General features: G+C 46.2%; 23 protein-coding genes. 6 read left to right on the forward strand and 17 right to left on the reverse strand.

Annotation, left to right across the window (positions count from 1 at the left end):
* Positions 1–35: 35 nt before the first annotated feature.
* The 7 genes from AC58QG_RS13515 to AC58QG_RS13545 all read right to left on the reverse strand — a co-directional run bounded on the left by AC58QG_RS13515 (position 36) and on the right by AC58QG_RS13545 (position 6933).
* Complete coding sequence (locus AC58QG_RS13515; RefSeq protein ID WP_497362535.1) at positions 36–1031, reverse strand: sensor histidine kinase; 996 nt, start codon at positions 1029–1031, stop codon at positions 36–38.
* On the reverse strand, positions 997–1695 hold the full coding sequence (locus AC58QG_RS13520; RefSeq protein ID WP_497362536.1) for a response regulator transcription factor: 699 nt from the start codon (positions 1693–1695) through the stop codon (positions 997–999). The genes AC58QG_RS13515 and AC58QG_RS13520 overlap by 35 nt, the downstream gene beginning before the upstream one ends.
* Before the next feature lie 189 nt (positions 1696–1884).
* Positions 1885–2697: a DUF8832 domain-containing protein gene (locus AC58QG_RS13525; RefSeq protein ID WP_497362537.1), complete on the reverse strand. Its 813-nt coding sequence runs from the start codon at positions 2695–2697 to the stop codon at positions 1885–1887.
* 26 nt (positions 2698–2723) lie between these two features.
* Positions 2724–3743 (reverse strand): hypothetical protein, encoded by a 1020-nt coding sequence (locus AC58QG_RS13530; RefSeq protein ID WP_497362538.1) that lies wholly within the window; start codon positions 3741–3743, stop codon positions 2724–2726.
* Positions 3744–3756: 13 nt separating this feature from the next.
* Positions 3757–4512, reverse strand: a complete 756-nt coding sequence (locus AC58QG_RS13535) for a DUF975 family protein (protein WP_497362539.1) — start codon at positions 4510–4512, stop codon at positions 3757–3759.
* Between the two features lie 209 nt (positions 4513–4721).
* Entirely contained in the window at positions 4722–5876 is a 1155-nt protein-coding gene (locus AC58QG_RS13540; RefSeq protein ID WP_497362540.1) for a serine hydrolase domain-containing protein, read from the reverse strand.
* Between the two features lie 154 nt (positions 5877–6030).
* Positions 6031–6933 (reverse strand): ArsR/SmtB family transcription factor, encoded by a 903-nt coding sequence (locus AC58QG_RS13545; RefSeq protein ID WP_497362541.1) that lies wholly within the window; start codon positions 6931–6933, stop codon positions 6031–6033.
* 147 nt (positions 6934–7080) lie between these two features.
* Between AC58QG_RS13545 and arfA the strand changes: the two genes are divergently transcribed.
* Together arfA and AC58QG_RS13555 are read left to right on the forward strand one after the other, a co-directional pair.
* Entirely contained in the window at positions 7081–8592 is a 1512-nt protein-coding gene (gene arfA, locus AC58QG_RS13550) for an arabinosylfuranosidase ArfA (RefSeq protein WP_497362542.1), read from the forward strand.
* Between the two features lie 142 nt (positions 8593–8734).
* Positions 8735–10324 carry a glycoside hydrolase family 26 protein gene (locus AC58QG_RS13555; RefSeq protein ID WP_497362543.1) on the forward strand — a complete coding sequence of 530 codons (1590 nt, stop codon included), beginning with the start codon at positions 8735–8737 and terminating at the stop codon, positions 10322–10324.
* Positions 10325–10428: 104 nt separating this feature from the next.
* Here the strand turns inward: AC58QG_RS13555 and AC58QG_RS13560 are convergent, their stop codons facing one another.
* Genes AC58QG_RS13560 through AC58QG_RS13575 form a run of 4 tightly spaced genes read right to left on the reverse strand, consistent with a single transcriptional unit; the run spans position 10429 to position 14477 of the window.
* Positions 10429–11739: an LLM class flavin-dependent oxidoreductase gene (locus AC58QG_RS13560; RefSeq protein WP_497362544.1), complete on the reverse strand. Its 1311-nt coding sequence runs from the start codon at positions 11737–11739 to the stop codon at positions 10429–10431.
* Complete coding sequence (locus AC58QG_RS13565) at positions 11736–12737, reverse strand: aldo/keto reductase (protein ID WP_497362545.1); 1002 nt, start codon at positions 12735–12737, stop codon at positions 11736–11738. Before AC58QG_RS13565 ends, AC58QG_RS13560 begins: the two co-directional genes overlap by 4 nt.
* A gap of 53 nt (positions 12738–12790) precedes the next feature.
* Positions 12791–13669 carry an ABC transporter permease gene (locus AC58QG_RS13570; RefSeq protein WP_497362546.1) on the reverse strand — a complete coding sequence of 293 codons (879 nt, stop codon included), beginning with the start codon at positions 13667–13669 and terminating at the stop codon, positions 12791–12793.
* A 28-nt stretch (positions 13670–13697) separates the two neighbouring features.
* On the reverse strand, positions 13698–14477 hold the full coding sequence (locus tag AC58QG_RS13575; RefSeq protein ID WP_497362547.1) for an ABC transporter ATP-binding protein: 780 nt from the start codon (positions 14475–14477) through the stop codon (positions 13698–13700).
* Positions 14478–14873: 396 nt separating this feature from the next.
* Between AC58QG_RS13575 and AC58QG_RS13580 the strand changes: the two genes are divergently transcribed.
* From AC58QG_RS13580 to AC58QG_RS13595, 4 genes are read left to right on the forward strand one after another with little or no spacing between them, the layout of a single operon-like run.
* Positions 14874–16229, forward strand: coding sequence for an LLM class flavin-dependent oxidoreductase (locus AC58QG_RS13580; RefSeq protein WP_497362548.1), 1356 nt, complete (start codon positions 14874–14876; stop codon positions 16227–16229).
* 25 nt (positions 16230–16254) lie between these two features.
* Positions 16255–17607 carry an LLM class flavin-dependent oxidoreductase gene (locus AC58QG_RS13585; protein ID WP_497362549.1) on the forward strand — a complete coding sequence of 451 codons (1353 nt, stop codon included), beginning with the start codon at positions 16255–16257 and terminating at the stop codon, positions 17605–17607.
* A 38-nt stretch (positions 17608–17645) separates the two neighbouring features.
* Positions 17646–18734 carry an aliphatic sulfonate ABC transporter substrate-binding protein gene (locus AC58QG_RS13590; protein ID WP_497362550.1) on the forward strand — a complete coding sequence of 363 codons (1089 nt, stop codon included), beginning with the start codon at positions 17646–17648 and terminating at the stop codon, positions 18732–18734.
* A 41-nt stretch (positions 18735–18775) separates the two neighbouring features.
* Positions 18776–20122 (forward strand): LLM class flavin-dependent oxidoreductase, encoded by a 1347-nt coding sequence (locus AC58QG_RS13595; protein ID WP_497362551.1) that lies wholly within the window; start codon positions 18776–18778, stop codon positions 20120–20122.
* A 72-nt stretch (positions 20123–20194) separates the two neighbouring features.
* Here AC58QG_RS13595 and AC58QG_RS13600 read toward each other — a convergent pair whose 3' ends face one another.
* The 6 genes from AC58QG_RS13600 to AC58QG_RS13625 all read right to left on the reverse strand — a co-directional run bounded on the left by AC58QG_RS13600 (position 20195) and on the right by AC58QG_RS13625 (position 25487).
* The gene (locus AC58QG_RS13600; protein WP_497362552.1) at positions 20195–22054 is read right to left on the reverse strand and encodes an FtsX-like permease family protein; all 1860 of its coding nucleotides are present in this window, start codon (positions 22052–22054) and stop codon (positions 20195–20197) included.
* Positions 22044–22799: an ABC transporter ATP-binding protein gene (locus tag AC58QG_RS13605; RefSeq protein ID WP_497362852.1), complete on the reverse strand. Its 756-nt coding sequence runs from the start codon at positions 22797–22799 to the stop codon at positions 22044–22046. The genes AC58QG_RS13600 and AC58QG_RS13605 overlap by 11 nt, the downstream gene beginning before the upstream one ends.
* 155 nt (positions 22800–22954) lie before the next feature.
* Positions 22955–23953 carry a sensor histidine kinase gene (locus AC58QG_RS13610; RefSeq protein WP_497362553.1) on the reverse strand — a complete coding sequence of 333 codons (999 nt, stop codon included), beginning with the start codon at positions 23951–23953 and terminating at the stop codon, positions 22955–22957.
* A gap of 13 nt (positions 23954–23966) precedes the next feature.
* Positions 23967–24659 carry a response regulator gene (locus tag AC58QG_RS13615; protein ID WP_497362554.1) on the reverse strand — a complete coding sequence of 231 codons (693 nt, stop codon included), beginning with the start codon at positions 24657–24659 and terminating at the stop codon, positions 23967–23969.
* Between the two features lie 59 nt (positions 24660–24718).
* Positions 24719–24835 carry a Ger(x)C family spore germination C-terminal domain-containing protein gene (locus tag AC58QG_RS13620; RefSeq protein ID WP_497362555.1) on the reverse strand — a complete coding sequence of 39 codons (117 nt, stop codon included), beginning with the start codon at positions 24833–24835 and terminating at the stop codon, positions 24719–24721.
* 106 nt (positions 24836–24941) lie between these two features.
* A complete protein-coding gene (locus tag AC58QG_RS13625) occupies positions 24942–25487 on the reverse strand; it encodes a hypothetical protein (protein ID WP_497362556.1) in 546 nt (181 codons plus the stop codon).
* Positions 25488–25510: the final 23 nt, after the last annotated feature.

Consider the following 25510-nt stretch of genomic DNA (forward strand, 5'->3'; position numbering starts at 1 on the left):
CCGAATCACAGAAATGGATTCGGCTTACGTTAATCTTACATTTTTGTAAGAAAAGTAAAGGTAACCGTTGTGCCTGCGCCGACTTCCGACGTTAAGCTGACTTCATGACCTAGCCTTCGCGCAATATGCTTCACCATGGCGAGACCAATTCCCGTAGCATTAGGCCTTCTCCTTCCGTTGCGCCCGGTGAAGAATAGCTCGAACACTCTTGGCAAATCATCGGGTTCAATCCCCTCGCCTTCATCGCGTATTCGAATCGCCGCTGTACGGTTTGCCTCTTGATCAGGCTCAATCTCGAAGTATATACTATTTCCCTGCTTGCTATACTTGATGGCATTCGTTATGATCTGCTCCAGCATATATGCGCACCACTTGCGATCTGTATACACATAAGCGGAGCTCCCTGTAAGCTTCGGAAATACACTTGCATAAATGAATTCGCGCCGCTTATCGTTAATGACGAATTGCACAAGCTCCAGCAGATCGACGCGCTCCGGCACGTAATCGTTCGAGAACTCGTCGAGTCGAAGCAGGTTCAATAGCTGCTCCATGTTCGTTTGCAGCTTCTCGTTCTCTAGCGCAATGTCCGCTATCACATCGGGTGATTGCTTGGCGCAAGCGAGCTCGATGACGGCAAGCGACGACTTCATATTATGTATGAACCTAGAGAACAAGGCGTTGCGGCCATCCAGCTTCTCGTTCAGCACGGCAAGCTTGTCATGATAGGCCGCATGGATGTCGACAATTGTATCAAACACCCGCTTCTCTTTGCCGCTCTCCGCTTCATATTCGAAATCGGCGCCGACCTTGGCGGTATCAAGCGTTGCGTGAAAGCTGTGAAGGGCATTCGCTTTGAATGCCAGGTAAACAACGAGAATCGCGATGCTGACGCAGAGCGGATAGGCAATGCTAATCCCCGAATCCAGCATCAGATTGTAAATGAGCATGAGAACGGCTGTGTTGACAAGGTAGAAAATGATCGCTTTCCGCTCGTAATCAATCGTTCGCGCTATAAGCTGCATCAAGGACATAGCCTACTCCTCTTTTCGTCTGGATCGCGTTCTCAAGCCCGAGCTCGGCAAGCTTCTTCTTCACGCGGGTCATATTGACCGTGAGCGTATTATCATCCACAAAGCTCGTATCGTCCCACAGCTCCTCCAGCAACTGCTCGCGGCTTACAATTTGCCCGGCGTTACGCATAATGAGCCGCAGAACACGCAATTCATTTTTGGTCAGCTCCGCGGACTGATTGCCCACCTTTACCCTCATCGTATCGCTGCAGAGCGTCAACGGCCCTAAGCTGATTTCGTTACTCGTTGGCGATTGCGGACGCTGCTCCGCTCGTCTAAGCACAGCATTTATCTTCGCCAACAATACGCCGATTGCAAACGGCTTCGTCACATAATCGTCCGCGCCAGACTCGATGCCTCGTATTTGCTCACTCTCATCGCTGCGCGCCGAAATGACGATGATCGGCGTCGTATACCTTTTGCGGATCAGCTTCAGGAAGTAGAAGCCATCGAACTTGGGTAGGGTAATATCGAGCAAAATCAACCTGGGCTGAGCCAACTCAATCGTCTCCAGCACAGCATCGTAATTGTCCAGCACCTGCACGTCAAATCCGTATGCGCTCACATATTCGCTTATGTATTTCTGCAGCTGCTCATTATCCTCGATGAGGAGAATTTTGTTCATTGTCAATGTCCTTCCTGCCTCTCCGTTCATGCGCTGCGTTAGTAACTCCGATTATATCATACAAAAAATAAACAAAAAGAGACCCACAGCAACGGGCTGCGGGTCTAAAGGTTTATATTTTAAAAGGGGGTCGTCTTTTATTATAGGCGATTAACATGTATGGTAGATGACTACTATATTTCTTTTATATTACATTTTTACTTCAATCACATAAGGAACGATGAAAACTTCATTGTTCTGCTGAAATTGGCCCCAAATTTTATAGATCCCTTTCTTGGGAAATAAAATCTTAAACGCCGCGGTAGGCCCCGAAGTTGCCCCAGGCTCAGTCGGATGCACATGGACGTACTCCTTGCCATCCTCGCTAATCGCGACAACATGGCCTGCGCTGCCCAAATAAGGCTGCAAATTCGTAACAGGTGTTTTCGCTGCACCCTGCTTAAACGTGAAAACCATGTCCAGCGTCATGCCCGCCATGAGATGATCGAACGCTAAGGTGACTTCCTTGTCACCTACTTGTTTCGTTAAGCTTTTGTCCGGCTGAAGCTTAACAGCCTTTGGTGCCTTCCCATTAATGGTCACCCAATGGGACTGTACCGTCTCGCCTGAACCAGTCGGCGTAAAATCAGCAATAAGCTGATAATACCCTCCGCCGGGGAATGACGTTTGGACATCGAATCGCCCAGCGCCCGCGTAGGTTGGATGTAAATGTTCGAAGTAGGACAAATCCTTACTAACCACGATCAGGTGCATCAGCTTCTCATGCATCACATCAAACTTCTCGATGGGCCGATTCCATTTATTTTGAACCAGAATCGTAATGTTAGATAACTCTTTCGGTAAATAATGCGGTGAATCCACAGAGAAACGGGTAATTGTGTCACTCGTGTGTTGATGTGTAACTGATGACGAGGCCATCGTCATGCCTGACATCCCCGACATTTCGGACATATCTATCGTCGTTGTCGATGACGAACTGCAAGCCGATAGGAAGACTATCAAGCAGATAAGAGGAAGCAGTTTCCATCTCATCTGCTTTGGCTTGTTGTAACCGGTGCTGCAAGAATACTTAAGCCAAGTGAGGATAGTGCACACAGGAATATCGTTCCCCCCCAAAGCTCTGGAGACCAGTCCAAGGTATGAAATAATTTCAAGTTAGCGAAATACAGTCCCCAGATCAAGATAGGAAGAACAAAAAAGACAGCCTTATATCGCCAATCTGTGACTTCCCTCCCTTTGATCTCACGAAATAGCATATCTCCGATCACGCCGCTAATGAGCAAAATGATAATCGAACCGTAATCCCTAAATCCATCAAGGACCGCTAGGAATATGGACTCAAACAGGAAGAAGAACGTAACCGTGCCGAAGGGGAGCTTCCATCTCCGCTGGACAAACATAATTGGAATCACAAGAATCATCGTTGTCAGCATGAAATCGACCACAACTTTGGCAACCGCATCATAGTCTTTCGCCATCCATAAGTTCTGGCGAAAGGACCAAGCATACATGAGGAAGAAAGCGAAGACGGTGAAGGTTAGCCCAATCGAAGTTAAGGCAGGCAGCAATTGACGAAACGTCGGATCTGTACGCTTTTCGGTAACGCTGATAGCACGATAGGGACTTGTCAGAATTAAGAGCGCACCCGATAACAAGAGGAGATGTGTCGGGCTTAGTAGAGCTTCAATATTCACTTCAATGCCGAAGACGGTGTGCCAGTACATATCACCAAGCCCGCCTACGAAGAAGAGGATGACCCCTGCTACACCAAGCTTGTAGCCATCGGGGATCGCCGCGATCCAAGAGGGGGATTGGCTATTAATTTTGTTCGAGCGAATCATCATAAAAATCCAACCTGCACAAGCCAAGTACCCGGAGTAAAGAATCGCGTGCCACGGTGTAAAAAAGGTTTCTACAGCTCCATGGTTATGGGCGAAGCCATCAATAAACAAGCCAATAATGAGCCACATCCCCATAATCATCGTGATCGAATGTTTGGACGTCTTCGTGGTTACTTTTGCCTTACTTACCGTTACTGGGAGAGACACAACAATCAGCTCCTTATGAAATGGATAGATTTAATTCTTCGGGGGTGCTTAGTCCATCATATAATGCTTGCTGACGCAAAGCCAAATATAACTCTGCTTTCGTCGTATTATAATACGGTAATACGAACAACACACCTACGCCAAGTGCTAAAGCACCAAGAAGAAACCACCCAATAAAGGAGAGATCTAGCACAAACATCCGCCATTTAAAACCTCGAGTCATCTGATTGCTGAGCTGAACGGCTCTTTTCCTGCCAATCCTAGGATTATCACCCAGAATATACGGAACCATACTGTAGGCATAGGTCTTCACAATGCCTGGGATAATGAGCAATAAATACCACAAGAAGTTAAGTAATCCACTCCAAAACATGGCAGCGACCGTACCTAGATATCTCCCTTTGCCAAATGCGTAAAGGAGGTAGTGCATATCGACATCACCTTGTGAGGCTTGTTTGAAATATTGCTGTGCGTTCACTTTGAAAGGTGCAATTACAAATATGTTGAAGGCCAAAACAGCCAATCCAACCACGATCCCAACAATAATGATGATGATCAGAATAAGTACACCGACACCATCCGAAACATCCCCAAATCCTTCATGCATGCCGGACAGGTTTATGGAAGAGCCATGATCCGAATTCCATGAGCAGCGTGGGACTCCTCCACTAATAATGGCTAGCAGCAAGCTGACCAGAAATGCCTTCCAATATGATGTACGCAAAACTTGTTTCGCTCTACTCTTCAACTCTTTACGCGACCAATGCACGCAATCCCTCCTCAGGTAGATCTATATACACCATCTTATTTTATCTCGGAAAGTCATAGAACAGTACCTGTTTTTACCAAATTCATTTTGGAAACGCTATGGAACATTCATATCGCTTTCCATTCCTTACGAACATGAAAAACCCGATGGGTTTATGCCCACCGGGTTTTTCATGTACCTATTTATTTATTAATCTCCATAAAGTCCATTTACTTTAACGATCCATAGATGACCGAGCGCAGACGCGGGTGAATATATGGCTCCAAACTCGGCAGCATCTGCTGCATATACACAACGGTCAGTTGTTCTTGCGGATCGATCATGACCCATGATCCAGCTAGACCTGCCCATCCAAATTCGCCTATCGAACCGTTACAGCCGCCTGCTGCAGGATCCATCATAACTCGGACGCCTAGCCCATACCCATAGCCTTTTTGCTGCGGCCAATCATAATCTTGGAGCTGCTGCGGTCCTAAGTGATTGGTAGCCATCAATTGCACTGTCTTCCGGCTTAGAATCCGCGCGCCATCCAACTCGCCGCCTCTCGCCAATGCCTGCGTAAACCGGCTGTAATCACCGATTGTTGACAGAAGTCCGGCTCCACCACTTTCATACCTGCATCCAGGCTGATAAGGGACATCCGCAGTCATATTGGGGGTCAGCGCTCCGTCATCTGTACGATTATACATCTTGCATAACCGATCACGTTTATCTTCGGTAATACGGAAAGAAGTATCGGTCATCCCTAACGGATCAAAAATTTCCTTCTTCAGAAATTCCCCTAAAGTTTCACCAGAGACTACCTCAATCAACGCGGCAAGGACATCATGGCTTGACCCATACTTCCAATGTGTGCCTGGATCGAATTCGAGCGGAATCTCCGCAAGAGCTTTCGATAAGGTACGCATATTCATTGTTCCAGCGGCATTTCCCATTACCTTAGCGGTCAATCGTTCGGTTTCTGTGCCGTCCCCGCCGTATGTGAGCCCCGAAGTCATGGTGAACAAATCTTTGATTAAGATCGGAGATGTTGCCGGAGATACTGATCTTACACCGAATTCATTATGCCGGTGCACTCTCTGATTTTTAAACTCCGGCAAATAATCTTCGAGCGGATCGTTTAGAAGAAACAGTCCCTTCTCGTATAGCTTTAATGCAGCTACGCAAGTAATCACCTTGGTCATCGAATAAATGCGGAAGATAGTGTCCGCTTCAATCTTCTTTTTTAGTTCTACATCTGCGTATCCAAAGCTTTCCTGATAGACAACTTCACCATTTTTGATCACTGTACAGGCACATCCAGGAGGTCCTTTTTCAATCCATTCCTTCAGTAACGGCGTTAGACGCTCTTGCAATCGTTCCACGAAGTTCTTCACCCTTCCTATATGAGTACCAAGAATTGATTGAGATTCATAGGTGATTATTTCTTGATCATAACTATTTCCTTATTTATCCTGTAACTCCTTCGTGCCCTGCCCTATTTTCTTTCAGCCAAATCGCTCTTAACCCCAAGCACTCTCACTCATAGAAGCATCTCACCCAGATATCTTGCTCGTAATTCCCAAAGCCTTTACCAAAAAGCGTTAAGCCTCCTCGCCCCCGCTTGGTATCCTCCGCGCTAATTCGAAATACCCAATACTTCGGATCAACCCGCAGGTCAGTGATGCTGACATCTGAAAGACGTTGACCATCCATATACGTACCATTGTCCGTAATACGAAGCACCTTCAGCAACCCATATTGATTCACGTCCGAGTGCCACCACTCTGGCGTCAGCTTCCCTCTCGTCTCACCATAATCGCCTGGACTTGTCCATGTACCCAGCCCCGTCCCATTCAGTGTAAAACAAATATCTGACGGCCAGTTTTCATTCACTTGCGGAGCCTCGGATCCAATTTCCAGCGAAATTTCTATCTCCTTTAAACTGTCATCTTTTAACAGGTAATTGGGCACTTTATACTCGACAAACCCTTTCGCAAACCAAAGAATACCCGCATGTACCCTTTCTGGATCCATAAAATAGGTCGGATTATCATAGTGGCCAATTATCTTCTCTCTAGTGGCAAGCCCGCATGTCGGCCATGCTTCATAATCGGTGTAATGACCTATCGGCACGGACACCTCCTTACATTTGTGCAGCGATGTTCGTTCTGGAGAGAGCTTGATCTGCAAATATGACGTATTCACGAAGCAGAATTTATAGGTTCCACCGTTTACACGCTTCATCTTACTCCCTACAAGTCCTGCTTGCTCGAGTTTGTTCACATGGCTGCTCACAATTGCATTACTGAGATAAAGCTCGGCAGCGAGTTCTTTAATGTGCATTTCCTTGATGAATAGTTTATCTATGATTTTCAGGCGAACTTCGCTCGCCAATGCTTCGTACACCTGTAGAGACGCTGCGTCCGTCTTTAGATACATCAGTTCACACCTCTTAGAATACGCAATTTTATTAATCCTACAAAATAATTATTGAACATATACTTCATTATCATCCATAATATAAAAGAAAGCAATGATGTTAGAATTCATGAATAAGCTAATTCTTAATTTAAGGAGCGAGATCACATGTCTTTACGTTCACAGATGCTCATTGACAAAAATTTTATAAAAGCACAAATTGACCCGCGTCTATATGGATCTTTTATTGAACATCTAGGACGCGCTGTTTATGGCGGTATTTATGAACCAGGTCACCCTACTGCAGATGCGAATGGTTTCCGACAAGATGCCATTGAAGCCATCCGTGCACTGCAAGTTCCGATTATTCGCTATCCAGGAGGCAACTTTGTTTCCGGTTATAATTGGGAAGATGGTGTTGGACCTAAGAAAGACCGAAAACGACTTCTAGAGCTCGCTTGGTGGACAACGGAGACGAACGAAATCGGTACCAATGAATTCGCCGATTGGGCGAAGTTAGTTGGTTCTGAGGTTATGATGGCGGTTAATCTCGGCACACGCGGCATCGACGACGCTAGAAATTTGATCGAATACTGTAATCATCCATCTGGCTCCTACTGGAGTGATCTGCGCATTACTCACGGCTACAAGGAACCTCACCGTTTCAAAACCTGGTGCTTAGGCAACGAAATGGACGGGCCTTGGCAGATTGGCACGAAGACAGCTGTTGAGTATGGCCGCCTCGCGAATGAAACCGCAAAAGTGATGCGTTGGGTTGATCCTTCCATCGAATTGGTAGCTTGCGGAAGCTCATCTAGCGGCATGAGTACGTTTGCTGAGTGGGAAGCAACGGTTCTCGATTTGACTTATGAGAATGTTGACTATTTGTCCTTACATGCCTACTACAACAATAATAACAATGATACCTCCAATTTCCTTGCCACATCGCTAAACCTTGATCAGTTCATCAGCAGTGTTGCCTCCATCTGTGATTATGTGAAAGCCAAAAAGCGCAGTAAGAAAAAGCTTATGCTCTCCTTAGACGAATGGAATGTCTGGCATACAATTGGAACTAGTCGCGCTGAGGAACGTTGGCAGGTCGCTCCACCAGAATTTGAAGATGTCTATACCCATGAAGATGCACTCGCCGTGGGCTGTTTCCTTATTACATTACTCAAACATGCGGACCGGGTCAAAATGGCTTGCATGGCACAACTGATTAATGTTATTGCGCCAATTACTACAGAAACAGGTGGTCCTCTCTGGCTGCAAACAACCTACTATCCATTCCTTCATGCTTCCATCTATGGCAGAGGAACTGTTCTTCATACCGTCAATTCTTCACCCAAATATGATTCCAAAGATTACACAGATGTCCCTTATCTGGAATCGATTTGTGTATATGATGAGGAGCAGGGTCATATTACGGTCTTTGCCGTCAATCGGCATCTGACAGAAGCTATGGAACTGGACCTCGACATCCGCAGCTTCGGAGAGGTTAGCTTGATCGAGCATATCGTGCTTGAGCATGAAGATCTTAAAGCGGTGAATACAAAAGCTAACCCGTATCAGGTTACGCCGCATAATGGCGGCCAATCTTTCATTGACAATGGCCACGTCAAAAGCAATCTAGCCAAGGCATCTTGGAACGTTATTCGTTTGCAAGCTAAAAGAGGTTAACAACGAGAAAGGAGCTAAGCAGCTTTTATGTGCTTAGCTTTTTATTTTGCAAGAGTCGTCGATCCACGCCTTTCCTCCATTGACCGTCTCCCAGCTATGGGAATACAATTAGTAATAATCCCCTGTGAGAGGAACCTGTATCATGCGCAAAAAGGTTGTATGGACATTCGCAGCCCTACTAGGCTTGGCGGGTTGTATCGCAATTACTCTACTAGTTATGGACACTGAAGTAGATAAGCTTGAGCACAATCAACCTGCTGCGGCTGCCGTGCTAACTCATCCCACGGTTACTGACTCTCCCTCACGACCTAAGCAGCCTGATCTTCTCACTTTTTGGACCAACCAAGAGAAGAAAACCGTGCAAGATGGGCTTCCTGAGGCTGCAGCAGCATACCGCGAACGGATCGCTGCCTACTCAGCCGGACTTCCTTCGGCACCTGCTATTTGGCCTGCCATCCAAAATCCAACAGCGAATCTGGAGCTCTATCTCCGCACTCCAATGACAACTGAACCGTTAAAAACGACTACAACACCTACCCCTTCGACTTCCCTGTTAGCCAAACATGAGCCAGCATCAGGCGTATATATTGGCATGCTTGGGGCAGATCGCAGAGTAGGTTACGATGTTAATAAAATCGAAGACGTATACGGACGAAAACACGCACTTTACTTGGCTTATGTTGGATGGCGGAAGGTGCAGACGGACACCAATACATATTTCCCTGCACGGACTGCGGAAAGAGTGAAGGATCTTGATGGAGCGCTCCAGATCGGTTGGGAACCGCGCTACGGCTTGGACGACGTACAGGATGACGAATACGTCCGCCGTTTCGCACGAGAAGCCAAAGCCTCCGGGATTCCAATCTTCTTACGCTACGCTTCGGAGATGAACGGAGCCTGGGTGCCTTGGCACGGGGAGCCTCAGAAATATAAGGAGAAATTCCGCCTAATTCACGATATTATGGCCGAAGAAGCGCCGAATGTAGCCATGGTGTGGTCGCCAAACTTCTGGCCGCCAGATACGATCGATGACTACTATCCAGGGGACTCCTACGTGGACTGGGTTGGTTTTTCACTGTATAGCACCCCTGTCTCGGCGGATAAAGAACAGTTAAAGGGCACCGTTATCGATACCTTTGCCCCTCTCTACGAACGTTACAGCCATAAGCCAATTATGATATCAGAGGGTGCTGTTGCCCACACGTATTTGCCAAATAATCAAACTTATTGGAGCTGGGCAGAAAGCCAATTGGGATACATGTATGGTCTGTTGCCGCGATTATTTCCCCAAGTTAAAGCAATTACCTACTTTAACTACAGCCGCGCTCAGGCGATTCGAACGAACGGGAATTATGTCTACGATATCGGGGAGAATCCCTTCATGGACGGGTACTATCAAAGGCTGATCGCATCCGATTGGTTTTTGAGCAAAATCGAGCAGGGCGTGAATCCCATTCCATACCGGTATACCCCAGTTATAACTCCTTCTCTTCCGACTGGGAAACAAACTGTACTCGTCTATCCTAAGCTTGCAAATGAACAAGGTGAACCCCCATTTACAATCGCCATCTACCAAGGCAAACAGTTGCTTGGCGTGAGTTATGAGGCTCCTTGGGAAATCGACATTCAAGTACATGCTGAATCGGCCTCAGAACCTTGGTCCTTGTTGGCATACAATAGCAAAATGGAGTTGACGGCTGTCAGCACGGGAATTGGATTAGCGCAGAAGTAATACTTTATCGTAACTTGGCTGAAAAACGAAATTAAGAAAACCGTCAGGGTATCCTGACGGTCCTTTGCATTTATTTTATTGTAATTAGTTTTGCAAATACATGCCTAGACCACGCTGCGCACATTTCCTGGGCGCACCAGCCCCAGAGTTTCCCGAAGGGTTCTCCCTTCGTAAGCAGTACGAAATAATCCCCGGTTCTGAAGCTCTGGTATAACCTTTTGCACAAAAGCCTCCAACCCGCCTGGAAACGTCTGCGGCAAAATATTAAACCCGTCGGAGGCACCTCCACGAAACCATTTCTCGATGAAATCGGCAACCTGCAGTGTCGAGCCAGTGAACGTTATATGTCCATGGCCGCCAGCATGTCGATAAATGAGCTGCCGGATCGTCATTCCCTCTCTGCGAGCAGCGTCGAGAATAACTTCCTGACGGCTTCGAATCCCGTTAAACGCTTCAGCGGTTTTGGCTTTGTCCAGTGGTACTGGGCCGTCGATCGGATACGCCGCCAAATCGACATCGAAACGCTCCGACATGTCCCGTAACGCTTTAGGCAAATCCATCAACCCATTCAGCTCAGCCTCAATGTCACGCGCTTCCGCTTCCGTATCCGCCACGATTGGGCTCAGTCCGGGCAAAATATGCAGCTCATCAGCTGACCGTCCGTACTTCTTTAGTCTTGATTTGACATCCGTATAGAAAGCCTGCCCGGCGCCGAACGTTTGTTGTGCAGTAAAAATCACCTCTGCCGTCCGCGCAGCCAGCTCTCTGCCTTGCTCAGATGAGCCGGCCTGTACAAGCACAGGATGGCCTTGCGGAGGGCGTGGAATGTTGAGCGGTCCTTTGACAGCATACACATTGCCCTTAAAGTTGATTTCTCGCACTTTATTCTCCGCAATCAGAATACCGGCCTGTTTATCGTACACAAGCGCGTCATCCTCCCAGCTATCCCACAACTGCTTGACCACTTCGACGAATTCCTCTGCGTTTATATAGCGTTCGGTAAGCTCCGGGTGTGCGGAGCGGCCGAAGTTGTGTGAAGCATCTCCAGCACCCGTCACGATGTTCCACCCTGCGCGTCCTCCGCTAATGTGGTCTAGAGAAGCAAACTGTCTAGCTACGTGGAACGGCTCATTGTAGACGGTCCCAACCGTAGCAATTAATCCAATATGACGGGTTACCGCAGCTAAGGCAGCCAATTGGGTAAATGGCTCAAGTTTGGCCGTACGTCCGGCATAGCCGTCAGCCAAAAAGACTGAGTCCATTAACCCGCCCTCGGCGATCAGTGCCATTTTACTCAAATAATGAATGTCGAGATCGCCTTCTGGATGCACCTCCGGATGACGCCATGCCGCTTCATGATGACCGGCTGCTCTTAAAAACACGTTCAAATGCAACTTCCGCTTCGTTTCACTCATCGAGCAATCAACTCCAATTTCGAGCCGCTTGTGATGGCATCAATCTGTTTAAGCTCCTCGCTGCTTAGCTTCTCGCCTAGAACAGGCAGCGCTTCGGTAATATGCTGCGGCTTGGAGACACCCAGTATAGCTGACGTTATCGCTGGTTGACTAAGAACCCAGTTCAGCGCTAGCTGACTCAGCGTCCAGCCCCGTCTCTCCGCAATCGGCTTCAGCTGCTCCACGATGTGGAAATTGCGCTCCTGCTCTAGCAACACTTTGAGACGCTGTTCGCCGGCTGCTCCGCGTGTTCCGACCGGTGGCTGTCCCCCGTAGCTGTACTTCCCTGTCAGCAGGCCGCGTCCGAGCGGGCTGTACACAATGACGCCTACGCCTTCAGAAACGGCCAAAGGCAACAACTCCTGCTCAATTCCTCGAGCAATGAGGCTGTATTCGGGCTGGATGCTTTCGTATCTTTCCAGTCCAAGCCGAGCTGAGATACCGTGCGCCTTCGCGATTTGCCAAGCTGCATAATTAGAGGCGCCGATATAGCGAACTTTCCCTTTGCGTACAAGGTCGTCCAGCGCTCGCAAGGTTTCTTCCAGCGGTGTTTCTTCGTCGAAGCGATGCACCTGATAGAGATCAATATAGTCTGTCTTTAATCTTCTTAAGCTGTTGTCTATCGCGCGTTCAATATGATATCTGCTTTGGCCCGCATCATTAGGTCCCAACCCCACTCTGCCATGTACCTTGGTGGCGAGAACAATTTGATGTCTGCGCGCACCTAACAGATTGCCAAGAATCGTTTCGGATTCACCAGTTTCCAACGGATTCCCTTTATCCATTCCCGAGCCGTACACGTCCGCTGTATCAATCAAGGTAATCCCCGATGCTAACGCCGTATCAAGCACTTCTGCCGAGGCCTTCTCATCAATCCAGCGACCGAAAGCCATCGTACCGAGACTCACTTCCGATACTTTCAACCCAGTTCTGCCTAACCTTCTCTGTCCAATACTCATGCTCAACATCTCCTTATGAATAGATTGCATTTGCCCTCAAGGCGTTCTTTCAATTATCCATTAAAACTGTCTCGCCATTTCAACAGCTTTTTCTCTAAAATTCGCACCAACGAATCCGAACCTTTTCCGACAAAAGCAAAAATTAAAATACCGACAAACACAACCGCCGTCTGCGAGAACTGTCTGGCATCCATGATCAAATACCCTACGCCTTCGCTTGAGCCCATGATTTCAGCCACGACTAGGCCTAGCCATGCCACCCCAATGGATAATCGCAAACCTAACAAAATATTCGGCAGCGCTGCCGGAAGAACCAACTTCGTGATTTGTTTAAATCGATTAAATTCCAGTACGCGAGCTACATCAAACAATTTGGAGTCCACATTCCGAATTCCTAGAAACGTCTGCACATAAAGCGGAAAAAAGGCGCCCTTCGCAATCAATAAAATTTTCGAAAACTCCCCAAAACCGAACCATAGAATGAATAACGGGGTAATGGCTAAGTGGGGAATGGTCCGTAGCATTTGTACGGAAGGGTCCACGGATTGCTCAAACTTGCGGAATAAGCCGACCAATAGACCGAATAGCAGCCCCAAAGTTCCTCCTACCAAAAATCCAACCGCTGCGCGCCAAATACTGATTCTCAAATGCTTAAACAACTCCCCTGTAATTAACAGGTCATAAAAAGCAACCCCAATTTCAGCAGGCGTTGGCAGCAGCGTTTTCGAAATAATGCCTAACGATCCAACGATTTGCCAAAGAATTAGAACAGTTAGCGGCAAAATCGATCCTCTTACGACGAGAACCCATTTCGAATCTTTTTTGGCTACTTTAAGTGTGCCTTGACTTTGATCAGGAGCCTTCGCTTCTTTCGGAGACTTTGATTGTACTAGTCCCTTTCCAACTCCAGTTACCACTTCTGCTTGACTCATACGGTATCACCTCTTCCCTTATTTTCAATTAGATGCCTGAGCTGTCGATAAGCTCTAATTCCTCGACCCGCTCGAATTCACTCATAACGACCTTGCGCAATTCCAGAAACGAAACCGATGCTTTCTTTCTCGGAAAAGGTAGATCAACCGGAATAATGTTTCGAATTGTACCCGGCCTTGCATTCATCACTACAACACGGGTTGCTAGAAAAACAGCCTCATCGATATCATGGGTAACTAGAACCATTGTCGTTCGCTTCGCTTCCCAAATGTTCAGCGCAACCTCTTGGAGATGTGATCTTGTAAAAGCGTCCAACGCTCCAAACGGTTCATCGAGCAGCAGTACTTTAGGATCACGTAGGAGTGCTCTGGCAATCGCCACACGTTGCGACATGCCTCCGGACAATTCTCGTGGGTAAGCTTTCTCGAAGCCCTTCAGCTTGACCAATTCAATCAACTCATCGACTCTTTTGCGCACCGCAGGATCCTTTAATGAAAGATCGGCTGCTATATTTTTCTCAACGGTTAACCATGGAAATAAGCGATGCTCCTGAAAAATAAATCCTTTATCAATGCCTGGCTTAACTACCTGCTGCCCATCCAACGACACTTTTCCCTCATGATCCGTATCTAGTCCTGCGATTATCTTCAGAAGTGTGCTTTTACCGCAACCGCTAGGTCCGATAATCGTAATAAATTCACCTTGTTTAATGGTTAGTTGAATGTTGTTCAGAGCTTCAATGCGAGTGCCTTGCGGTGTATGAAACCATTTGTGAGGCAAATTGATATCTAATGTGATTACACTCATCGTTGACCCCTCCTTACTTGCTTCTGCGAATGAATACTTTGCATAACACATCACTCCTTCAGGAATCTTAGAAACACAAAGACTCCCGACTCGATTCTACGCAAGAATCGAATTGGAAGCCTCCAGTTGTCCGGTGGACTTATTTGTATGAGATGTTGCCAAACTGTCAAAGTTTGGGTGTAAACCGATCATAACACCGCATTTTCATTGGGTCAATCATTATTTCTCATAAAACCCACTTGAATAATCGGAATAAACCTGATAACATGACTCCAACACCAAATATAGCCCATTGGTCATCCAAAGGCTCCCTAACTGATAGCGTCTAAGACGTGATCTGATTAAGGAGTCTTTTTTCATTATTTAGATGGATCCCACGAAATGGAGGCAGTCATTATGAGTCATCACAATCAGCGGCACATGCATCTAGGCGCATTTTTATTTCAGGTTGGCCACCATGTAGCCGCCTGGCGATATCCGGAAACTGATGCGAACGGCATTCTGAATCATACCTTCTATGAAAAGTTTGCTCAGCTTGCGGAACGAGGAAAATTCGATATGATCTTTTTGGCTGATACGCTAGCGGTTATAGACCGCCATCATACAGGTATCAAGCACACAGTTTCCGTTAGACCCGAGCCATTAACCCTCCTCGCTTATTTGTCTGGCGTGACGAAGCGGATTGGACTTGCGGCTACGGTCTCAACGACATATAACGAGCCTTACAATTTAGCTCGCGAATTTTCTACACTTGATCATCTCAGTGGAGGTCGCTCCGCATGGAACGTAGTGACATCGGGCCGTGATGAGGAAGCACAAAACTTCGGCCTCGCTGCTCATCCTGGTCATGAGGAGCGATACGAACGAGCGCGCGAATTCGTTGAAATCGTCAATGCACTCTGGGATAGCTGGGAAGATGACGCGATCATCGCTGACAAATTAAGCGGACAATTCGCTGATCCTGACAAAGTGCACGAACTTCACCACCGAGGTCAAACCTTCTCGGTCCGTGGTCCTCTTAACCTACCACGTTCCCCGCAAGGCAGACCCGTGATTATCCAAGCAGGATCTTCGGAAACCGGACGTCGGCTTGCTGCCGAAACAGCTGAAGTCGTCTTTACAGCATGGCAGACATTAGAAGAAGCGCAGCGTTTTTACCGTGATGTCAAATCGCTTGCCGCTGTAAATGGTCGCTCACCGGAGGATATCAAGATCATGCCTGGCATTTATGCTGTCATCGGAGCGACAGAGGAAGAAGCAAGGGTCAAGGAGGCGCTTCTCCAGGAACAAGTGTTACCCGCCGTTGGACTTTCCATGCTCTCCGCTTCACTGAATGTCGATTTGACCGGCTTCCCTCTCGATGGCCCATTGCCGGATCTCCCCGAGCTTGCGGTAGTCAACGGCGGCAAAAGCCGATTCCAGCTCGTCTCCGAAATGGCTCGACGAGAAGGATTGACGATTCGCCAGCTCATCTATCGCGTGACTGGAGCTCGCGGACATCGCACAATTGCCGGTACCCCCATTCAGATTGCTGACCAGCTCGAAGAATGGTTCACGCAAGGCGCGTGCGATGGCTTCAATATTATGCCGCCCACGCTGCCAGGCGACCTCGAAGAATTCGTTGAGCTCGTCATTCCTGAGCTGCAACGAAGAGGCTTGTTCCGTACCGAATATACCGGAACAACCTTGCGTGAACATCTCGGTCTCTCTCGTCCGGCAAGCCAATTTGCCAGCAGCCCATCGACTGTATAATCATTCATGCTAGGAGGCAAGCATTATGGGGAATACGAAAAAACAGCTTCATCTGGGAGCATTTATATTTGGTGTCGGTCATCATGTAGCCGCATGGCGACATCCGCATACCGAAACTAACGGTCTGCTTACGTTTGACTTCTATCGGAAGTTTGCGCAAATCGCAGAACGAGGCAAATTCGACATGATTTTCGTGGAGGATATCCCTACACTGCCAGAGCGTCTGGACACTGCCGTTCGGCATACCGTGCCTGTTCGGGCAGAGCCGCTTACGCTGCTCTCTGCACTTGCATCGGTCACCAAGCATATTGGCCTTGCCGGTACTGTTTCCACTACCTACAGCGAACCCTTTCATGTAGCACGAAAGTTCGCTTCACTCGATCATCTTAGCGGCGGCCGAGCGGCATGGAACGCTGTGACAACAAGCATGGAAATCACCGCGCAGAACTTTGGCAGGGATCATCACTTGGACCATTCGCTTCGCTACGAGAGAGCTAAGGAATTCGTCGATGTGGTCACCGCGCTCTGGGACAGCTGGGAGGAGGATGCTCTTCTTATCGACAAAGCTTCCGGCATTTTTGCTGATCCGAACAAGGTGCATACAACGGCTCATCGGGGCACTCATTTCGCTGTGCGAGGTCCATTGAACGTCTCCCGTACCCCGCAAGGAAGACCTGTCATCGTTCAAGCTGGTTCTTCCACAACGGGTCAGGCGTTTGCGGCGCAAACCGCTGAAGTCGTGTTCACAGCTTGGCAAACCCTCGCGGAAGCGCAAAGCTTCTATGCCAGCTTGAAAGGTCAGCTGTCTGAGTACGGTCGCTCGCCAGATGAGTTAAAGATATTGCCTGGTGTCCTTCCAATCATCGGAGTTACCGAAGAAGAAGCGCGTGAGAAGGAAGCCGCTCTGCAAGAGCTTGTTCACCCAGCCGTTGGCCTCTCGATGGTATCTGGCGTACTGCGGCATGATCTATCCACCTATCCGCTAGATGGTCCGCTGCCAGATCTGCCAGATTCCACCGACATTAACGGTGGCAAGAGCCGGTATCAGCTTATTCTGGATATGGCGAGAAGGGAGCAGTTAACTATCCGTCAGCTTATTGCTAGAGTAACCGGTGCACGCGGACACCGCACGATAGCAGGAACACCTGTCCAAATCGCAGACATGCTTGAAGAGTGGTTTGTTAAGGAAGCCTGCGATGGATTTAACATCATGCCGCCCTATTTGCCAGAAGGTTTAGAACAGTTTGTCGACCTCGTTGTCCCTGAGCTTCAGCGACGCGGATTATATCGCACAGCCTATACGGGCCGAACCTTACGTGAACATCTCGGCCTTGCCCAGCCGAAGAATCGCTATACGAAGTCAGCCCTGCCATTATGAGATTCAACAATATTCCTATATAAAGGAGTTTTTAAACTATGTCTATTCAAAGAGGGTCATCCAAGCACTTATCTGTTTTCGTCTTTCTGATTGTTGCACTTACATTAACAGCTTGCGGCCAAGGAAGCAGTTCAACTACAACGGGATCAAATGCCGCAACCCCTGCCACCGCTGCCTCCCCGGGAACGACTGCTGCCCCGGCGTCGACGAAACCGAAGGAAAAAGTGAAGGTAAACATCGGCGTACAAGGCAAAACAGGTATCCTGGTATATGCACGTGAGAATAACTTCTTCGAAAAAGCGTTTGCTGCTGTAGGTGCTGAAGTAACTTGGAACGAGTTTGCCAGCGGTCCTCCCCACTTTGAAGCGTTAGCTTCAGGCAGACTCGATTTTGGAAGCGTCGGCGGGACCCCGGTCGTCTCAGGCCAAGTTGGCGGTATCGATTTCAAAGCCATCGGTGTCACCAGTGACGGAAGAAAAGGCAATATGATTGTCATTCCGAAAAACAGCCGTATCAAAGAGCTGAAAGATCTAAAAGGCAAAAAAATAGCTGTTGCTAAAGGAAGCAGCGCTTATAACTTCCTTTACATGGCTATCGCAAAAGCGGGTCTAAAAGACGACGATATCAAGGTTATTCAACTGCAGCCAGATGAAGCCAGACCTGCTCTGGACAGCGGCGCTATTGATGCCTGGTCCATCTGGGATCCGTATGCGACCATCGCTGTGTTCCAAGCAGGCGCCAAAGTGCTAGTCTCTGGTGAGGATCTTAATATTAATGCGCCAGGCTTCCTCATTGCCAGAACGAAATTCACGCAAGATCACCCTGATCTCACTGTGCTGTTCCTCAAAACCTATGAGCAAGCTCGTAAATATTACCTGGATCATCAAGATGAAGTGGCGGATAGCTTTGTCAAAACACAGAAGCTGGATAAACCTATTATTGAGACTGTACTCAAAAACTCCTTCCCATTGCTGTCTCCGATCACACCGGAATATGCCAAAGCCCATCAGGAGCAAGCTGACTTCCTATTTTCACAAGGAGCGATTAATAAGAAGCTAGACACGGCACAAGTGTTGGAAAGTAAATTCGTGGAACAAGCGCTTAAGGAATTAAGTGCCCAGAAGTAAGGTGCACGTTGGTTTTTATATCCTAGAAGGAGAAGATGACGATGACAGAAACGAAACGACAAATGCGACTAGGAGCATTTCTCAGCGGAGCAGGACATCATCTGGCCGCGTGGCGGTATCCTGGAGCTAATGAACAAGGTATTCTAGATTTCCAACATTACAAATACTTAGCACAGCTGGCCGAACGGGGTAAGTTTGACATGATCTTTTTTGCCGACATTTTGGCTGTTTCCGATCATTTCGATACTGCAATCACACGTATGGCCACCATTCGTCCTGAGCCTATCACCTTGCTTTCCGCTCTTTCGGTGGTCACTGAGCGTATTGGCTTGACCGGAACACTGTCCTCCACCTTCAGTGAGCCCTATAATGTAGCAAGACAATTCGCTATGTTGGATCATTTAAGCAACGGACGCGCCGCGTGGAATGTAGTGACAACGTCCAATCAAGGAGCAGCCGGCAACTTTGGTGAAACGCCTCATATGGAGCACCATCGTCGGTATGAGCGGGCCAAAGAATACTTGGATGTCGTAACCAAGCTGTGGGATAGCTGGGAGGACGACGCGCTGATCCTCGATAAAGAGAAGGGTTTATTTGCTGATAAGGATAAAGTCCATCCTGCCAATCACAATGGCGCCTGGTTTTCCGTTAAAGGACCGCTTACTATCCCCCGTTCGGCGCAAGGGCGCCCCGTCGTCATTCAAGCGGGCTCTTCGTCGGATGGACGAGATTTTGCAGCTCAAACTGCGGAGGTTATTTTCACAGCGTGGCAAACGCTTGAAGAGGCACGTGCTTTTTATCAAGATGTGAAAAGTCGAGCAGTAGCGTACGGACGTTCTCAAGGTGATCTCTTAATCTTGCCTGGTGTTCTTCCCATCATCGGGGCAACTGACGACGAAGCTCTAAGGAAATATGAACATTTCCAGAGCCTCATACATCCTGAAGCTGCGATTACGCTACTTTCTGGTATGATCGGCTATGACCTCACTTCATACGATCCGAATGAGCCCTTCCCCGATCTTCCCGATACCTCCAACGGTGTGAAGGGCAGGCTGCACTTGATCAAAGATATTGCCAAACGAGATCAACTCAGCATACTAGAAGTAAGCAGAAAAATCGCTGGCGCTCGGGGACACTGGACAATCTTTGGCACACCTTCCTCTATTGCTGATCAACTCGAAGCGTGGTTTGTTGGGGGAGGCTGCGATGGCTTCAATATCATGGCTCCTTATTTCCCAGGAGGACTCGAGGAATTTGTAGATCTCGTTCTTCCTGAATTAAGGAAACGCGGTCTATTCCGCAACGAGTATGAGGGTACGACGCTGCGTGAAAATCTAGGCTTATCAAGGCCGGCAAACCGCTATGCCAAAGAAGCGACGCCAATCTAAATAAAGAAGCCATCCCTATTCAAAAAAGACATCCAATAACTCCTATTGGATGTCTTTTCATATAAACCTGCTTCAGCTGAAGGTTAGATGCTTTTTTATCACATTCAAATAATTCCTTCGAATGAACAAGAAATAAACAATCTGAAGGAGCAAGAAGATGCCCAAGATGATAACCGCGGCTGTGCCGACTTCTAGTTTAAACAGCCTTTGCAGAGCTGCTAAAGCAACGGCGGCATGAAGGCTTGCCACGATGTATGGAAACAAGAACAATACCCCAATTTCGATCGAAACCACTTTCTTCATTTCTTTAAAAGTTACACCGATTTTATGCAATTGCTTATATTTCTGTTTATCGGATTCCTGATCCATATAAAATTTGTTGTAGATAAAGCTTCCAGAAGCCACGAAGAAGATGGTGCCTAAGAATATCGATAAGAACATAATCGTGCCGTATGCTCTTTTTTCAGTCTCATAAATATGGGATTTGGACAAAAATAGCGAAGTCTGATTACCTCCATATATCTTCTCATATTCGTCATAGACGACATAAGTGCCAGACCAATCCTTGACTTGAAACACATACTGGGGCTGTGCCTCCTCTGTGACTGCAATGCGATCAAATAACTGATCGGCAACGACATATATGGCATTAAATTGATCCTGTAATAGCGTCGCGCGTATTTCTTCTTTTATTTCGATGCTATTTCCTTCAATCACTAGACGATTTGTGCCATCGTTTTCCTCTGGGGGTACGATTTTTAGCGCTTCTCGATCACGAATAGACACGTTTTTCAAGTTCAATTGCTTGGCGAATTGATTATAAACACTTGCTTTTATTACAGGTAAAGCAGACTCATCCTCTTGGATAAGAAATTTAATGTCTACAACTATTTTTTCATATGGGAATTGGTTTTTCTTTAACTGATCTTCAATAAAACGGATCTCCTCAGCAGCAGAAGGATTTACACCGAAAGTTTGATAAGTAAAAGCCAGCGGATATCGCTCTTCTATATTATTTAAGGTATTCGTCCAAAAGGCATAGGAGGAGCCGCTCAATATGACAGCAGCTGTCGATGTGATGGTAATGATGAAAAACATGCTGGCATTGTCCCGTACGCGATAGAATAAATTAGATATCCAGATCAGATTGGTGTTTCTTAAATAATAGAACCTATTCTTTTTTAATACAGCGATCGCAAACACGCTGAACTGCGAAAATAACAGATAAGTGGCAATGACGACCATGCCCATAATGATTAAAATATATATCACTAGATTGCCTTTGATTGTAATAAATGATAAAACATAACCGGCAATTAGAAGAAGGAAGCCAAAGACTGCAATAAGTTGCGAAAATTTAGGCGCGGGCTTAGGGGCCTTCGTTGCTTTAAGCAGATGTAAGATATCATTTTCCTTTACGATCCATGATGTGAAAAAAGAGACGAATATGCCGAGAAGCAAGAAGGATACAAGCGTAATCAGAATCGCTTTAATCGGAAAATAAAACGGCAAGGAAGAAAGCCTCAACAGCTTCTCGATAATCGTCAAAAATAGTTTGGAGAACACCAAGCCTGTAACGATGCCGCCGATTGTTGCCGCGACACTAATAATTATATTTTCAATGGCGATCATCTTGAGCAGCTGGCTCCTCGATATGCCAAGCATATATAGGATACCGAATTCCTTATAACGCTTTTTTAATAATACACTGATGGAGTAAAAGACAAAGAAAAACAAAAATAAATAGGCTATTATTTCAGCACCCATAAGGGAAACCTTGATATAGGATTTGAAGGTTCCTTTATCGGGATGAAGAATAAACATGGTCAGAGAGAAAAATAAGGTAACGGATATCAATGTACTTAAGAAATAGGCGAAATAGGCCTTTCCGTTGCGCCATACATTTCTCGTTGCGAACTGTTTAAATTCCACGATCTGGACCTCCTAAAAGCGAAAGCACATCAACGATCCGTTGATAGAACTGCTGCCTGCTGCCTCCGCTATGGATTTCATTATAGATGGAGCCGTCTTTAATGAATAAGATCCGGTTGCAGTAACTTGCTGCCACAGGATCATGCGTCACCATGATCGTGGTCAACTTATGTTCTTTATTGATCTTCTCAAATAGTTCCATGACGGTTCTTGCTGCTTTGGAGTCCAAATTCCCGGTCGGTTCATCCGCCAAGAGGAGAGAGGGATTATGGATGATGGCTCTGGCAATAGCCGTTCTTTGAGCCTCGCCTCCGGAGATTTCATAGGTTCTTTTGCCCAGCAGATGCTCTATGCGCAGCGTTGTGGCGATACTGTTCAGTCTACTATCCTGCTCTTTCACCGAGATCCTATCCAAGGTAAGGGGCAAAACCACATTCTCCCCGACGGTTAACGTATCGAGCAAATTAAAATCTTGAAATACAAAACCAAGCTCCCTGCGTCTAAAAAGTGCTAGTTGATCCCCCTTCAAATGTAACGGATTGAGACCTTTAATCAGAATGTCCCCTGTTGTGGGTTGATCGACCGTAGAGATCATATTTAACAATGTCGTCTTGCCGCTGCCCGATGGCCCCATCACGCCGACAAATTCTCCAGGTTCAATGGTAAAGCTTATTTGATTTAAGGCATGATACATCACTTCTTTACCGTAGGTTTTACTTATATGACTGACCGTTAACATGTCTATTCAACAGCTCCTTTTTGATTGGTTTACATGTATCATCGTACTTCGTCTCCTCTCCTTGAGCGATTCATCTTTCTTACTCGATTCTTACATTGTTGTAAGGTTGGAAGTAAGCACAAAGAACATGCATTAGAAATAAGGCACGTTCTTAATTAGTATTAGATATGATCCGTTTGGATATGATCAAACAGAATGCTGACTTTAGTACCTCGATTTACTTCGGATTGAATAGAAATCTTATGATTTAAGTTTTCGCATATCTTCTTTGCAAGATACAGACCCATTCCCGTAGATTCTCCCAAGATTCTTCCGTTTTCACCCGTAAAGAAAGGATGAAAGACTCTCCTAATATCTTTAGGATGTATGCCAATGCCCTCATCTACGACTTCCAGCACAGCATGATCTTCTGTTTGATAGGCGGAAATAGTCACATATTTTCCTTTTCCCTTGGAATATTTGATGCCGTTCGTTATCAATTGCTCAATGACAAATTTGATCCATTTCACATCGGTGTAAACCTCAATGGTGTCGTCGACATCTGCTTTAGGCAACATATTATTTTTGATGAACAGCTTTTTCTCTTGGCTGATGCTGTCCAAAATTAACGGTTTCAAGCTTGTCCTTTCGATAACAAAGTCTCTTTCAAAAGCATCGATCCGCGCATAATATAAGGCCATATTCAAGCCCTTTTCCATTTTATAAACCTCTTCGCTCATACCGTGTGCAAAAGGTTCGCCAGCGTGTGCTTCAAGCTGAAGCCTGATGACCGAAAGCGGCGTTTTCATTTGATGTACCCATTGATTAATAAAGGTTAAATGCTCTTGATGGTTGTTGTTAATTTGCTGCATGTTCCTTTCGTATAAACGGTATTGCTGCTTGAATAGGGCAGATATATGGCGGCCCCAGAAGGAATCACCTTGATCCAAGGAGAATTCCTCGATGGCATTGAAGTTACGTTTTAGGATTACATAGATGTCTTTCGACTTCACATATTTCCATCCTAAAAAAACAAGTAGAATAAAAGAATTGAATAAGAGTGCATATAAAACATCTGAAAATAGAAAACCGCTCGCAAGGACACAATAAAAAGTGGTTAATATCACGGAGAAATAATAAACAAGGATGTAACTCTTGTGCTCCTTTAAAAATAAACTCATCTGACATCACCTCCTACCAGCTCTTGTTTAATTTGTAACCCGTACCTCTTATCGTTTCGATTCCATTCTCAATATCAATGTCTTGCAGCTTTTTCCTTAACCTCGTGACATTTACGTTGAGCGTGTTTTCTTCAACAAAATCGGAGTGATCCCACATTTGTTCCAACAGATAGTTTCGGTTAACCACCTTAGGGTAGGTCTGAATCAGACTTTCGAGCAAAATCGCTTCTTTTTTAGTCAATATGGCCGTTTTACTTTGAAACTCCAAATCTAATCTTTCCGGATATAATTTTAATCCTTCCAATTCGACTACCCGCTCGCCAATCGCATTGGCATAATCCCCGAATACCCGTCTGATATGGCTGTTTATTTTGGCCATCACGACCTCATAAGAGAATGGTTTCGTTATGTAATCATCTGCACCATTTTCAAGTGCTCTCACTTGATCTATCCCGCTCTCTCTTGCGGATATAAAAAGGATAGGAACCTTAGACGTTTCTCTTATTCTCCTGCACCAATAAAAGCCATCGAACTTGGGTAAATTAACGTCCAGCAGGACAAGATGAGGTTTGAGGATATGAAATTCTTCCAATATGCTTTCAAAGTTTTCCGCAACGGTTGCCGTGAGTCCATATTTTTCAATATGTTCTTTCAGTAGACGGCTGATTGAACTATCATCTTCAATAATATAAATAGCATATTTCATTACAAACGCCACCTCCAAGTGCAGCTACACCGATATTTGATTTACAAAGTGCAATTTACTTATTGTTCGCTTAATGGAATTGCTTTGGTTCCTGAATTACGTATTTTTATTTTAACATTAACATGAAAAGGAACTGCTGGAAAAACCTCATCCCATTCCGGTTTAAATTTAATCATAATCTTTAGTTATGTTCATTCTTCTTCTAAATTATGTAAAAACCCCGTGAAGTCTTTATCAGCATAATGAATAAAGGAGCTACCCTAGGCAGCTCCCTTCATACTATTATATGGATTTTCCACAATCAAAAAACTCGCTGCAGACCACCAAATGCTCGGTCAAACTAACTGAATCTTTTTCGCTGCTTAACTCATCTAACTTTTTGACCATTGCCGTAACTTCATCAAACATGATGGCGCGGCCTACATATGAAATCGAAAACTCCATCAAATAATAACCGTTTACGTTATCAGTTGTTCGGTTCAAGGTTAAGGTTACATCCGGTGTTGAATCGTCTTCATCATCATACGAATAAATGAAGATGACCCAATTTTGTAAACAATCGGAGCAATAACAATTATCGTGCTTGTACTTGTCCAGTTCAAACCAGCCCTTTTTCATTCTTCCCTTTCCTTTCTCTCCATCGTATGATCGCTCCCCAAAAATTCGCCATGTATGAGAACACCTACGGTTGAACTTACGTACCCCTTCTATTTTCAACGTTCCGGAAACAGATTGTAACAAAAATAAAAACGAAGCAAAACTGAGAAAAGTCATGAACTGCATAATAAAAAGGCAAAACATTTGATCGAAAAGCATGCTAAATTTCATGCTCCTATGCCAAAAGTCATGCC

It is taken from the genome of Paenibacillus sp. J22P169 (assembly GCF_059691995.1).

Excerpts from the sequence above, each read along its gene's own strand:
- AC58QG_RS13515 (WP_497362535.1), bottom strand. The coding sequence starts at position 1,031 with ATGTCCTTGATGCAGCTTATAGCGCGAACGATTGATTACGAGCGGAAA.
- AC58QG_RS13520 (WP_497362536.1), bottom strand. The coding sequence starts at position 1,695 with ATGAACAAAATTCTCCTCATCGAGGATAATGAGCAGCTGCAGAAATAC.
- AC58QG_RS13545 (WP_497362541.1), bottom strand. The coding sequence starts at position 6,933 with ATGTATCTAAAGACGGACGCAGCGTCTCTACAGGTGTACGAAGCATTG.
- arfA (WP_497362542.1), top strand. The coding sequence starts at position 7,081 with ATGTCTTTACGTTCACAGATGCTCATTGACAAAAATTTTATAAAAGCA.
- AC58QG_RS13555 (WP_497362543.1), top strand. The coding sequence starts at position 8,735 with ATGCGCAAAAAGGTTGTATGGACATTCGCAGCCCTACTAGGCTTGGCG.
- AC58QG_RS13560 (WP_497362544.1), bottom strand. The coding sequence starts at position 11,739 with ATGAGTGAAACGAAGCGGAAGTTGCATTTGAACGTGTTTTTAAGAGCA.
- AC58QG_RS13565 (WP_497362545.1), bottom strand. The coding sequence starts at position 12,737 with ATGAGTATTGGACAGAGAAGGTTAGGCAGAACTGGGTTGAAAGTATCG.
- AC58QG_RS13570 (WP_497362546.1), bottom strand. The coding sequence starts at position 13,669 with ATGAGTCAAGCAGAAGTGGTAACTGGAGTTGGAAAGGGACTAGTACAA.
- AC58QG_RS13575 (WP_497362547.1), bottom strand. The coding sequence starts at position 14,477 with ATGAGTGTAATCACATTAGATATCAATTTGCCTCACAAATGGTTTCAT.
- AC58QG_RS13580 (WP_497362548.1), top strand. The coding sequence starts at position 14,874 with ATGAGTCATCACAATCAGCGGCACATGCATCTAGGCGCATTTTTATTT.
- AC58QG_RS13585 (WP_497362549.1), top strand. The coding sequence starts at position 16,255 with ATGGGGAATACGAAAAAACAGCTTCATCTGGGAGCATTTATATTTGGT.
- AC58QG_RS13590 (WP_497362550.1), top strand. The coding sequence starts at position 17,646 with ATGTCTATTCAAAGAGGGTCATCCAAGCACTTATCTGTTTTCGTCTTT.
- AC58QG_RS13595 (WP_497362551.1), top strand. The coding sequence starts at position 18,776 with ATGACAGAAACGAAACGACAAATGCGACTAGGAGCATTTCTCAGCGGA.
- AC58QG_RS13610 (WP_497362553.1), bottom strand. The coding sequence starts at position 23,953 with ATGAGTTTATTTTTAAAGGAGCACAAGAGTTACATCCTTGTTTATTAT.
- AC58QG_RS13615 (WP_497362554.1), bottom strand. The coding sequence starts at position 24,659 with ATGAAATATGCTATTTATATTATTGAAGATGATAGTTCAATCAGCCGT.
- AC58QG_RS13620 (WP_497362555.1), bottom strand. The coding sequence starts at position 24,835 with ATGATTAAATTTAAACCGGAATGGGATGAGGTTTTTCCAGCAGTTCCT.
- AC58QG_RS13625 (WP_497362556.1), bottom strand. The coding sequence starts at position 25,487 with ATGAAATTTAGCATGCTTTTCGATCAAATGTTTTGCCTTTTTATTATG.